This window comes from Achromobacter aegrifaciens (genome assembly GCF_902859735.1).
GTDB classification, from domain to species: Bacteria; Pseudomonadota; Gammaproteobacteria; order Burkholderiales; family Burkholderiaceae_B; genus Achromobacter; species Achromobacter aegrifaciens.
In genome coordinates, this window is the sequence record NZ_CADIJY010000001.1 from 60057 (window position 1) to 72235 (window position 12179).

Consider the following 12179-nt stretch of genomic DNA (forward strand, 5'->3'; position numbering starts at 1 on the left):
GATCGGAGGAAAGCAATGGCAGTCGCCCTGGAACTCATTTCGCAGCATCGCTGCTTCGGCGGCTGGCAGCGCTATTACCGCCACGAGTCCGCGGAGATCGGCCTGCCCATGCGCTTCTCCGTCTACATTCCGCCGCAGGCCGAAGACGGTCCGGTCCCGGTGCTGTTTTATCTGGCCGGCCTGACCTGCACGGAAGAGACCTTCATGATCAAGGCGGGCGCCCAGCGGCTGGCTGCGGAACTCGGTGTCATGCTGGTCGCCCCGGATACCAGCCCGCGCGGCGCCAACGTGGCTGGCGAGGACGAAAGCTGGGACCTGGGCACGGGCGCGGGCTTCTACCTGGACGCCACCACCCCGGCCTGGCGGGACCACTATCGCATGTACAGCTACGTGACGCAGGAACTGCACGGCATCGTCACGGGCGAGGCCCTGCCCGGCGACGCGTCGCGCACCGGCATCTTCGGCCATTCCATGGGCGGCCATGGCGCGCTGGTGCTTGCGCTGCGCAACCCCGGCAAGTTCCGCTCGGTGTCGGCATTTGCGCCCATCGCCGCGCCCAGCCAATGCCCCTGGGGCAAGAAGGCGTTCGGCGCCTATCTGGGCGACAAGACAGAGGACTGGGCCGCTTACGACGCGTCCGCGCTGATGCGCGGCGCCACCAACCCGTTTCCCGCCGGCATCCTGATCGACCAGGGCGAGTCGGACCAATTCCTGGCCGAACAGTTGTATCCCGAGGTATTCGAGGCCGCCTGCGCCGCTGCGGGCCAGCCGCTGGACCTGCGGCGCCACCCGGGCTATGACCACGGCTACTACTTCATCTCGACGTTCATCGAGGATCACATCCGGTTTCACGTCGAGCGGCTTGGAAAACCGGCGCCCTGAGGGCGCGCTTCTATACTGGCGGGCCTGCCGCGGCAGGCTGCTTGCGCGCCCCGGCGCGCCGCCTGCGGTCTGTGCTCAATAGGAACGCCTGATTTGATCAACGGAATCGCTCCCTTCGTCTGGATACTGCTGGGCGCCGTCGTCGTCCTGCTGCCGGGCATCGTCATGCTGCTGGGCCGCGGCGGCCCGCGCGACGAGCGCGGCCGCAGGGTGTTCCAGTTCCGGCCGGTGCGCCGCCTGTTCGGCCTGATGCTGGTGCTGCTGGGATGCGTGTCGGGCCTGCTGGCCCTTTCGCTGGTGCAATTCTTCCGCCTGACGGCCGACGAGCCGGTGGCGCATGTTGAAGTGCGCCAGGTGGCCGACGGCCAGTTCCAGGTCAGCGCCAGCGCGCCTGGCACGGGCACCAGGCAGTATGTCCTCTATGGGGACCAGTGGCAGATCGATGCCCGGGTCGTGCGCTGGCGGTTGCCGGCGCTGATGGCCGGCGTGCCGCCGCTATACCGGCTGGAGCGCCTGTCGGGCCGTTATAGCGATGCCGCGCGCGAGGCCTCCGCCACGCGCTCGGTCCACGCGCTGGATGACTGGCCGGCGCCGGACCTGGCATCGTTGAAGAAGAATTTCCCGAACTGGTTCCCGTTCGTCGATGTCCAATTTGGCAGCGCTGCGTACATGCCGCTGTTCGACGGCGCCCGCTACCAGGTGCTGATGGATCCGCGCGGGGCGCTGTTCGTGCGGCCCGATGGCGAGGCTACTGCCGAAGGCTTGAAGCGCCTGGGTTGGTAGGGCAAGCCGCGGCCGCGCCCGGATTCAGGGGCTGGCCATCTGCCGCCAGCGCTCGGTTGCCCACGGCGGCGCCCCACTCTAAAAAAATAAATGGGGACATAATGCGACGAATGAAACTTTGACGCGCCGCAATAGTCGAATTAGCACTCCCAATACTAGAGTGCTAACATCGAATCCATGTCGTTATCCCTTCGCCATCCGGAGACCCCCGCTATGAAGCAACCCAGTACCTCGTTGGCCGCTTCCGGCAACGCCCTGGCGTTGGCCATTGCCAATCCGGGCGCACTTGGCACGATCGACGCTTATATTTCCTCGGTCAACCGCCTGCCGGTCCTGTCCGCGGAACGTGAAACCGAGCTTGGCCGCCGCCTGCGCGACCAGGAAGACCTGGGCGCCGCGCGCGAACTGATTCTGTCGCACCTGCGCCTGGTGGTGTCGGTGGCGCGCCAGTACCTGGGCTATGGATTGCCGCATGCCGACCTCATCCAGGAAGGCAACGTCGGCCTGATGAAGGCCGTCAAGCGTTTCGATCCCGAGCGCGGCGTGCGCTTGGTGTCATTCGCCGTGCACTGGATCAAGGCTGAAATCCACGAATACATCATCCGCAACTGGCGCCTGGTGAAGGTCGCGACCACCAAGGCCCAGCGCAAGCTGTTCTTCAACCTGCGCAGCATGCGCCCCGACGGCCAGACGCTGGATCCGGAACAGGTCGACCACATCGCGCGCGAACTGAACGTGCGCCGCGAAGACGTGAGCGAAATGGAAGTGCGCCTGTCCGGCCGCGACATGTCGCTTGAAAACCAGGACGATGACGACGACAGCTACGCGCCCATCGCCTACCTGTCCGACGAGGGCCGCCAGGAACCCACCCGGGTGCTGGAACGCGCCGCCCGCGACCAGTTGCAAAGCGCTGGCCTGACCGACGCGCTGCAAGCGCTGGATCCGCGTTCGCGCCGCATCGTCGAAGCCCGCTGGCTGCAGGACGACGGCGGCGCCACGCTGCACGAACTGGCCCAGGAGTTCGGCGTGTCGGCCGAACGCATCCGCCAGATCGAAGCGGCCGCCCTGAAGAAGATGCGCGGCAATCTTGCCTCTTGAGGCGGTTGCCGAACCATGCGAAGGGCCGCGATCAGCGGCCCTTTTGCTTTTCTGGTGGGCCGCGGCCGCACATGAATAAATTGATACAAATTTGGGCTGAAATTTTGCGCGGCGCGAGAAACTTAATGAGGATCGCACCGCCTAACTTCATGTAGACCGCGAACTTCGGTTAGCAGTCTTGTCATCCGTCTCGGCTTCTCCTCTTTCCCCTCCCCTATGAGACGGATGCTTGCGGGGCACCATGCATATCTGGTGCCCCGTTTTTTATGCGCGTCCGGTTCGCGCTTGCAGTCGACTCAAGCGGCAAACGCCGTGCGCTGACGAAGCAAGAGGCGCGGCCTGGCTAGGCCGCCTGGGCGTTGTCCGCGGCGGTCCTGGCGCCATGCCACAGGGCGTCCTGCACGCGCCGCACGCCCGTTGCCATCGAACCGTCCTGGTACAGCTTGATCCAGCGGTAGCCGGGCGCCATGTTGTCCACCACATGCTTGCCGTCGCGGATGCTGAACTGGAAGCAGGTCGAGGGCGTGGCCAGCATGCGCAGATTGTGGCGGCGGCGGTCGAACTCGTGGTGCACATGGCCCCACAGCAGCACGCGGACCTGCGGCCAGCGCGTCAACAGCTTGAACAGGGCCTGGGGGTTGTCGATCATCATCGAATCGTGCCAGTGGCTGTCGATCTGCATGGGGTTGTGATGCATGGCGATCAGCGTGTGGCGGCCCGGAGCTTCGGCCAGCGCGGCCTCCAGCAGATCGAGCTGGCTCGCGGGCAGATGGCCGGCGTTGGAACCGGGCACGGTGGTGTCCAGCGCGACCACGCGCCAGGCGCCCACGTCCGTCACCGGAACCGACCATTGCGGCAGTTCCTGGCGCATCACGGCCGGCAGGTCATGGTTGCCTGGCAGGCAGCGGATGCTGGCCTGCGCCAGGGCGGGCGCCTCGGACAGGACGCGCGCCAGCCGGCGATAGGCCGCGGCCTCGCCGTCCTGGGACATGTCGCCGGTCGCCAGCAGCAGATCGGGGTGCTTGCCGTCCGCCTCGATCTGGCGCAGCACGGCGCGCAGGCTGGCGTCCGTGTTGACGCCCAGCATCGAGGTTTCAGGTTCGCCAAACAGATGGCTGTCGGTCAGCTGGACCAGCATGGCGGGCGCATCGTCGCGCCGGGTCAGGGAATGGATCCGGGCCAAGTGCCGCTCCTGCAAAGTTTGTGCGATTCCACATTACCCAAAAAACATGGCGCGACGCGTATCGCTTGTCCGCATTGGGGTAACGAAACGTGCATTCTCCTCGATTCCTGGCAGTTCCTGCGCCGGTCCCGGAGGAAAAAGCCGCTATTCTTGTGGAACTTCACATAAGCTCCGCCCACAGAACATGGATGTAGGTTTTCTCGTATTCGGCCTGGCAGGTCTGCTGACGCTGGTCTGCTTCATGCCGCCCCTGGCCGGCCGCCTCAAGCTGCCCTATTCGGTGCTGCTGGCCATTGTCGGCTGTCTGCTCGGCATCATCGTGCACGTTCACGGCTGGGCGCCCAGCTGGATCGGCGACTTCCTGGATTCGCTGGAACGCTTCGAGATTTCGTCCGAAACCTTCCTGATGGTGTTCCTGCCGGTGCTCCTGTTCGAGACCGCATTATCCATGAACGTGCGGCGCCTGATGGACGACATCGGCCCTATCCTCATGATGGCGATCGTGGCCGTGGTCGTCTGCACCGTGGTGGTCGGGGTCACGCTGGATGCCATTTCGCCCTACGGGTTGGTGGTCTGCCTGCTGCTGGGCGCCATCGTCGCCACCACCGACCCCGTGGCGGTGGTGGGCATCTTCCGCGAAGTGGGCGCGCCCAAGCGCCTGACCACGCTGGTCGAAGGCGAAAGCCTCTTCAACGACGCGGCCTCCATTGCCTTGTACTCCGTGCTGTTGGCCGTGCTGGGCGGCCATGGCGAACTCACCGCCAGCGGCATCTTCAACGACTTCATCGTGCACTTCATCGGCGGCGGCGTGGCGGGTTTCGCCATGGGCCGGCTGGCTTGCTTCCTGTTCGCCTGGCTGCGCGGCTTTCCCACCGCGGAAATCACGCTGACACTGACGCTGGCCTATCTGTCCTTCTTCATTTCCGAGCACTACCTGAACGTGTCGGGCGTGGTCGCCACCGTGATCGCCGGCCTGGTGGTGGGCTCCACCGGCCGCACGCGCATGTCGCCCACCACGTTCGAATACTTGTCCAGCGCCTGGGAGCAGTTCGGCTTCTGGGCCAACTCGCTGATCTTCCTGTTCGCGGCCATGCTGATTCCCAAGCTGATGGCGGCCGCCGACTGGCAGGAACTGGCGCTGGTGGCGGTGGTGTTCGTTGCCACGCTGGTGGCGCGCGCAATTGTGGTCTTCGGCCTGCTGCCCTTGCTGGGGCTGACCCGGCTGGGGACCAAGGTCAGCAATCCTTATAAGGTCGTCATGCTGTGGGGCGGCCTGCGCGGCGCCGTCTCGCTGGCGCTGGCGCTGGCCGTGACGGAGCAGACCGGGGTGGCCGAAGAGGCGCGCCAGTTCATCGCGGTGGCCACCACCAGCTACGTGCTGCTGACCTTGTTCATCAACGGCATCAGCCTGCGGCCGCTGATCCGCATGCTGGGCCTGAACCAGTTGTCCCCGGTGGAGCGCACCATCCGCAACCAGGCCCTGGCCGTGGCGCTGGAAGATCTGCAGGGCAAGACCGAAGAGGTCGCCAAGACCGAGCATATCGGCACCGAGGTCCGCGACCGCATCCGCGCCGTGTTCGACGCCAGCCTGACCAGCGTGCACGACGGCCAGGTCAGCCAGATGACGGACGACCAGCGTGTGGCGGTGGGACTGGCCATCGTGGCGCAGCGCGAAGAGGAAATGTTCTTCGACATCCTGAAGGCGCAGATCGTGGACTGGCGCATGGCCGAAACCCTGCTGGCGCGGGCCGAACGGCTGGAGGACGCGATCCGGCTGGGGGGCATTCCGGGCTTTGAGCGCGCCATCGTCGCCGACGTGCGCTATTCCACCGGTTTCCGGCTGGCCTTGCGCCTGCATTACCTGTTCGGCTTCCAGGGCTGGCTGGCGCGCGAACTGGGCCAGCGCTTCGCCAACCTGATGAGCAAGCGGTCGGTCGCGCAGCGCCTGATTGCCTTCGCGCGCGAACAGATCACCCCCCTGCTGGGCGAGGAAGCCACGCAGCGCATCGTGTCCCTGCACCAGCGCCGCTTGGACCTGATCGAAAACGCCATGCAGGCTCTGAACCTGCAATATCCGTCCTACGCCCAGTGGCTGCAGGAAAGCTACCTGGGCCGCGTGGCCCGCGAAATGGAGCGCATCCGTTACCGCGACATGCTTGAGCAGTTCCTGATCAGCGGCGAGGTCTACGCCGACCTGATGGCGCAGTTGAAGAGCCGCTGGGCCCACATCGACAAGCACCCGCCGCTGGACATCGAAATGAGCGCGGCCGACCTGATCAAACGCGTGCCGCTGTTCGAAGGCCTGTCCGCCGATTCCTTGCGGGCCATCAGCAAGCTGCTCAAGCCGCGACTGGCGTTGCCGGACCAGCGCGTGCTGACCAAGGGCCGCCATGGCGAAGAGATGTGTTTCGTGGCCTCGGGCGCCGTGGCAGTGCATCTGCCGGACAACACCATGATCGAACTGGGCAGCGGCGAATTCTTCGGCGAACTTGGCCTGCTCGGTGAAGAGCAGCTGATGCCCGAGGTGACGTCGCTGGGCTACAGCAAGCTGCTGATGCTGTCCTCGCGCGATTTCCACGCCCTGCTGGCGCGCGACGAGCATCTGCGCGAACGCATCCAGGTCGTCGCCAAGCAACGCCTGCGCGCGATCGAAGTGTGGAAGCAGTTTTCGCAGGCCAATGCCGCGCCCGCTCCGGTCCCCGCGCCGGCGTCGGCGCCCAGCCCGGCGCAGGCCGCCGAAGCCGCGGAAGCGGCGGGCGCGGCGTCCGGCACTGATACCCAAGCGGCGCGCGAGGCCGCGGGGGCGGATGCGCCGCCTGCAAGCGACCTCCCCGGGAATCTCGCCGGCAACGTCACGGACAACCCGGCGTTGGGCGAGCCGGGCATCGTTCCACGTTGATTCAGGGGTCGGGGCTGCCTGCGCAGCCCCGGACCGCGAGGCTCAGGCCGGGATCTCGCCGGCCGCGCGGCGCTGCATGATGTCTTCGACGATCACCAGCGCTGCTTCAAGCGTGAATTCGCCTTCCGCCACCTGGCGCACGGCCGTGGCCGCGTCGATGGTGGCGATCTCCATCACCTCGCCGTCCCGGTTGGCGGGGCGCACGTCAGCCGCAAGCACGCAGGTGCTGGTCAGGACATCCTCGACCTGATAGCCCTCGGGCAGGCGGCGATGGATGCGCAGAATGGTGCGCAGGGGCGAACGCTGCGTCAGGTCGGGCGCGTCCAGCCCCGCCTCTTCGCCGCATTCGCGCACCAGCGCCAGTTCCAGGTCCTCGCGGCTGCCGGCCAGGCCGCCGACCAAGGTGTCCCACATACCGGGATCGGTGGATTTGCTGAGCGCGCGGCGCGCTACCCACAGGCGGCCGTCCGGCGTCCACGCATTCAGATGCACGGCCTTGGTGAGCAGGCCCAGCGGCCGCACCGCCGCGCGTTCGATCACGCCCAGCGGCTCGTCGCCGTCCAGAACATCCAGCAATTCGTCGCGCCAGCCGCGTAGGCAGTTGGCTTGGCGCAACAGTTGCGCGGCCTGTTCAAGCACGCCGTTCAGGTTTGCGCCGGGCTGCAGGTCCGCGCCGATGCGCAGGCTCGCGCCGTCCGTTGCGATGCCGGGCGCATCGCGCAATGCATCGCACGCCGCATGCGTGGCCCAGCCGCAGCGACGCCCCGCTATATATAAAGCGCGCGCGCCTTCCGGGGCGGGCTCTTGCGCGCGGGCGCGCAGGTCGGCGTACAAGTCGGACAACTGCTTGGGCATCGTGAAACCGTGGTGATGATGTTGCCGACGATTTTATGCCACCCTGTTTACGGCGCGTGGTCAAGGGGCGCGGCCAGATGGGGGCGGGCCGGATGAATTCAAGGGCACTAACTTACATCTGTTTGCGCGTCCGCTATAATCCGCCAGTTTCTTTGTGATTTCGAGTGGGAACGACAGGGGCCGCTCTATCTCCCCGTCACGCCCTACCATCTAATAATTGCGCGTTGCCCGGTTCCGGCGACTTCCGCCACTAGCGAACGGACCTTCGCGCCGTGTTTCGAGGTAAGCATGAAGAAGTGGAGAGGGATACTGGGGGCTTGTGCGATGCTGATTGGCAGCGTGGCAGGTGCTCAGGTGCAAGACATGCCCGGCGGCCCGAAGGTCAATCAGCTCAACCTGCATGAAGGTGTCACGGCAATTTCGCGCGACATCATGTGGTTGCATTGGATGCTGCTCACGATCTGTATCGTGATCTTCATCGGCGTCTTCGGAGTGATGTTCTACTCCATCTGGGCGCACCGCAAATCGCGTGGCCACAAGGCCGCGACCTTCCATGAACATCTGGGCGTGGAAGTCGCCTGGACCGTCATCCCGTTCATCATCGTCATCGCCATGGCGCTGCCGGCCACCAAGACGGTGGTTGCGATGAAAGACACTTCCAGCGCCGACCTCACCGTGAAGGTCACCGGCTACCAATGGAAGTGGGGCTACGAGTACCTCGACGGCTCGGCCACCGGCATCAAGTTCCTCTCCACGCTCTCGACCCCGCGCGCTCAGATCGAGAACCGCGAACCCAAGGGCGAGTTCTACCTGATGGAAGTGGACAATCATCTGGTCGTCCCGGCGAACAAGAAGGTCCGCATCGTGCTGACCGCAGCCGACGTCATCCACTCGTGGATGATTCCGGACTTCGGCGTGAAGCAGGACGCCATCCCCGGCTTCCTGCGCGACACCTGGTTCAACGCCGACAAGCCCGGTATCTACCGCGGCCAGTGCGCGGAACTGTGCGGCAAGGATCACGCGTTCATGCCCATCGTCGTGGAAGTCATGGCGCAGGCCGACTACGACAAGTGGGTTGAAGACCAAAAGAAGAAGATGGCGGCAAACGCCGACGATCCCAATAAAGAGTGGACGGAAGCCGAACTGGTTGCCCGCGGCGAAAAGGTTTTCGCGGCGAATTGCGTTGCCTGTCACCAGGCCAACGGCAAGGGCATCCCGGGCAGTTTCCCCCCGCTCGACGGAGACAAGGTTGTTCTGGGCCCGAAGGCCGAACAGATCAACACCGTGCTGAAGGGCAAGCCCGGCACCGCGATGGCGGCATTCGGCGGGCAGCTCAACGATGTCGAAATCGCAGCGGTCATCAGCTATACGCGCCATGCCTGGAGCAATGCAGGCAAGGGGCAGGACCCGACGGTTCTACCGAAGGACGTGCAGGCTGCGCGCTGATTGCGCGCGCCTCGCCACGCCCTCGCAGAACCGGTTCCGTTTAGTTAGAGATACCCTGCCGGCCCCGTCGATCGGGCCCGGCACTCAGCAGGAAGGAGTCCATCATGAGCAGCGTCACTGTAGACCACGTGTCGCCGGGCCACGGCCACGGTCACGATGACCACCACCACGCCATCCCCACCGGCTGGCGCCGCTGGCTTTTCGCCACGAACCACAAAGACATCGGGACGATGTATCTCATCTTCTCGTTTGTCATGCTGCTGGAAGGCGGCACGCTGGCACTGCTGCTGCGCACCGAGCTCTTCGAGCCGGGCCTGCAGTTCTTCCGCCCCGAACTCTTCAACCAGTTCACCACCATGCACGGCCTCGTCATGGTGTTCGGCGCGGTCATGCCGGCCTTCGTGGGCTTCGCCAACTGGATGATCCCGATGCAGATCGGCGCCTCCGACATGGCGTTCGCCCGCATGAACAACTTCAGCTTCTGGCTGCTGCCGGTGGCCGCGATCATGCTGACCGCGTCGTTCTTCGTGCCCGGCGGCGCCACCGCGGCCGGCTGGACGCTGTACGCGCCGCTGTCGCTGCAGATGGGCCCCGGCATGGACCTGGCGATCTTCGCGCTGCACATCATGGGCGTCTCGTCCATCATGGGCGCGATCAACATCATCGTCACCATCCTGAACATGCGCGCGCCCGGCCTGACGCTGATGAAGATGCCGCTGTTCTGCTGGACCTGGCTGATCACCGCCTTCCTGCTGCTGGCCGTGATGCCGGTGCTGGCCGCTGCCATCACCATGGTGCTGACCGACCGTCATTTCGGCACGGGCTTCTTCAACGCGGCCGCTGGCGGCGACCCGGTGCTGTACCAGCACGTGTTCTGGTTCTTCGGGCACCCCGAGGTCTACATCATGATCTTGCCGGCGTTCGGTATCGTGTCGGCCATCGTGCCCGCGTTCGCCCGCAAGAAGCTGTTCGGCTACGCCTCGATGGTTTACGCGACGGCTTCCATCGCCGTGCTGTCCTTCATCGTGTGGGCGCACCACATGTTCACCACTGGCATGCCGGTCACGGGTCAGCTCTACTTCATGTACGCCACCATGCTCATCTCCATCCCGACCGGGGTGAAGGTGTTCAACTGGGTCGCCACCATGTGGCGCGGCTCCATGACGTTCGAGACCCCCATGCTGTTCTCGATCGGCTTCATCTTCGTGTTCACCATGGGCGGTTTCACCGGCCTGATCCTGTCGGTGGCCCCGATCGACATCCAGGTCCACGACACCTACTACGTGGTCGCGCACTTCCACTACGTGCTGGTGGCGGGCTCGTTGTTTGCTCTCTTCGCCGGCGCCTACTACTGGGTGCCCAAGTGGACGGGCCGCATGTACAGCGAAAAGCTGGGCAAGCTGCACTTCTGGTCGACGCTGATCTCGTTCAACGTCACTTTCTTCCCGATGCACTTCCTGGGCCTGGCAGGCATGCCGCGCCGCTACGCCGACTACGCCGGTCAGTTCACGACGTTCCACCAGATGGCCACCATCGGCGCATTCTGGTTCGGCCTGTCGCAGCTGATCTTCCTGTGGGCGATGGTGCGTTGCTACATGGGCAAGGGCGAACCCGCCGCGGCCAAGCCGTGGGAAGGCGCCGAAGGCCTGGAATGGACCGTGCCGTCGCCGGCGCCGTTCCATACGTTCGAAACTCCGCCCGAAGTGAAGTAAGGCAGCCTTTCATGTTTCAGGTAGCACAGCAATGACACCCGAGCAGCGCCGCCGCAACAAGATCGCAGGTCTGGTCCTGCTGGCATTCGTCATTGCCGTGTTTGCCTGGACCGTGCTGCGCGGCTCGGCCCTGCTGTCGGGCGTCGCTGTCAGTTAGGCGCGGGCCATGAGCGACGACCTGCGCGAAACCTCCCAGCGCAAGCTGAGTTTCCTTCAGACGATGAAGGCGGTGGCGTGGGGGTTCTTCGGCGTGCGCAAGGGGGCGGGCCATCGGGAAGACGTCGCCAAGCTCAACCCGGTCCATGTGATCGTGGCGGGGCTGCTGGCAGCGGCTATCTTCGTTACTGTGCTGGTATTAATTGTGCGTTGGGCCGTTTCCAGCCTGACTTGAATCACTTAATTCTATAAATCTGTACCAGGGAGAAAGCCATGAGTGCAAGCCACTCGGTTCAAGGTAAAGAGGCACCGTATTACTTCGTGCCCGCCGACTCGGGTCATCCCGTGCGTACGGCTGTGGCGCTGCTGTTCATGGGCCTGAGCGCCGCGGCCTGGATCAACGGCGTCAGCTGGGCCAAGTGGACCCTGCTGGCGGGCTTCATCGGTTTGATCGTGGTGTTGTACTACTGGTTTGGCGACGCCATCCACGAATCCGAGATCGGCCTGAACAGCAAGCGCATCGACGGTTCCTACCGTTGGGGCATGAGCTGGTTCATCTTCTCGGAAGTCATGTTCTTCGCGGCGTTCTTCGGCGCCCTCTGGTACACGCGCACCATCACCACGCCGTGGCTGGGCGACATGGACCACCGCCTGATGCTGTGGCCCGACTTCCAGGCCGTGTGGCCGAACTTCGGTCCTGCGGGCGTGGTCGAGCACTTCCAGACCGTCGGTCCGTTCTGGCTGCCCACCATCAACACGGCGCTGCTGCTGAGCTCCGGCGTCACGCTGACCATTGCCCACCATGCGCTGCGCGAAAACCATCGCGGCAAGACCATCTTCTGGCTGCTGGCCACCGTGGTCCTGGGCTTCGTCTTCGTGGCCTGTCAGGCTTACGAATACCACCACGCCTATACCGAGCTGAACCTGAAGTTCAATTCGGGCGCCTACGGGTCGCTGTTCTACATGCTGACGGGCTTCCACGGCTTCCACGTGCTGCTGGGCGCCACCATGCTGACGGTCATTCTGATCCGCCTGATCCGCGGGCATTTCACGGCCGACCATCACTTCGGTTTCGAAGGCGCCGCCTGGTACTGGCACTTCGTGGACGTGGTGTGGCTGGGCCTGTACCTGTTCGTGTACTGGTTCTGATCGTTACGCGGAACCA

11 protein-coding genes are annotated in these 12179 nt (G+C 64.8%); 9 read left to right on the forward strand and 2 right to left on the reverse strand.

Annotation, left to right across the window (positions count from 1 at the left end):
- Positions 1-15: 15 nt before the first annotated feature.
- The 3 genes from fghA (at position 16) to rpoH (ending at position 2763) form a co-directional block, all read left to right on the forward strand.
- Positions 16-882 carry an S-formylglutathione hydrolase gene (gene fghA / locus HV766_RS00310; RefSeq protein WP_054455461.1) on the forward strand — a complete coding sequence of 289 codons (867 nt, stop codon included), beginning with the start codon at positions 16-18 and terminating at the stop codon, positions 880-882.
- 93 nt (positions 883-975) lie between these two features.
- The gene (locus HV766_RS00315; RefSeq protein WP_175180352.1) at positions 976-1665 is read left to right on the forward strand and encodes a hypothetical protein; all 690 of its coding nucleotides are present in this window, start codon (positions 976-978) and stop codon (positions 1663-1665) included.
- Between the two features lie 213 nt (positions 1666-1878).
- Entirely contained in the window at positions 1879-2763 is an 885-nt protein-coding gene (gene rpoH, locus HV766_RS00320; protein WP_054455457.1) for an RNA polymerase sigma factor RpoH, read from the forward strand.
- A 343-nt stretch (positions 2764-3106) separates the two neighbouring features.
- Here rpoH and cpdA read toward each other — a convergent pair whose 3' ends face one another.
- The gene (cpdA, locus tag HV766_RS00325; protein WP_054455455.1) at positions 3107-3946 is read right to left on the reverse strand and encodes a 3',5'-cyclic-AMP phosphodiesterase; all 840 of its coding nucleotides are present in this window, start codon (positions 3944-3946) and stop codon (positions 3107-3109) included.
- A gap of 184 nt (positions 3947-4130) precedes the next feature.
- Here cpdA and HV766_RS00330 point away from each other — a divergent pair, with 184 nt between their 5' ends.
- A complete protein-coding gene (locus tag HV766_RS00330) occupies positions 4131-6845 on the forward strand; it encodes a cation:proton antiporter (protein WP_054455453.1) in 2715 nt (904 codons plus the stop codon).
- 42 nt (positions 6846-6887) lie between these two features.
- On the opposite strand, the gene HV766_RS00335 is transcribed toward HV766_RS00330, so the two are convergent.
- The gene (locus tag HV766_RS00335; protein ID WP_054455451.1) at positions 6888-7700 is read right to left on the reverse strand and encodes an NUDIX hydrolase; all 813 of its coding nucleotides are present in this window, start codon (positions 7698-7700) and stop codon (positions 6888-6890) included.
- Between the two features lie 288 nt (positions 7701-7988).
- Between HV766_RS00335 and coxB the strand changes: the two genes are divergently transcribed.
- From coxB to HV766_RS00355, 5 genes are all read left to right on the forward strand, one after another.
- Entirely contained in the window at positions 7989-9146 is a 1158-nt protein-coding gene (coxB, locus tag HV766_RS00340; protein ID WP_054455449.1) for a cytochrome c oxidase subunit II, read from the forward strand.
- A 104-nt stretch (positions 9147-9250) separates the two neighbouring features.
- On the forward strand, positions 9251-10858 hold the full coding sequence (ctaD, locus tag HV766_RS00345) for a cytochrome c oxidase subunit I (protein ID WP_175180353.1): 1608 nt from the start codon (positions 9251-9253) through the stop codon (positions 10856-10858).
- A gap of 31 nt (positions 10859-10889) precedes the next feature.
- A complete protein-coding gene (locus tag HV766_RS30140) occupies positions 10890-11015 on the forward strand; it encodes a cytochrome oxidase small assembly protein (RefSeq protein WP_013390977.1) in 126 nt (41 codons plus the stop codon).
- 9 nt (positions 11016-11024) lie between these two features.
- Entirely contained in the window at positions 11025-11249 is a 225-nt protein-coding gene (locus HV766_RS00350) for a DUF2970 domain-containing protein (RefSeq protein ID WP_013390978.1), read from the forward strand.
- A gap of 38 nt (positions 11250-11287) precedes the next feature.
- Positions 11288-12163 carry a cytochrome c oxidase subunit 3 gene (locus tag HV766_RS00355; RefSeq protein WP_042795688.1) on the forward strand — a complete coding sequence of 292 codons (876 nt, stop codon included), beginning with the start codon at positions 11288-11290 and terminating at the stop codon, positions 12161-12163.
- Positions 12164-12179 lie beyond the last annotated feature (16 nt).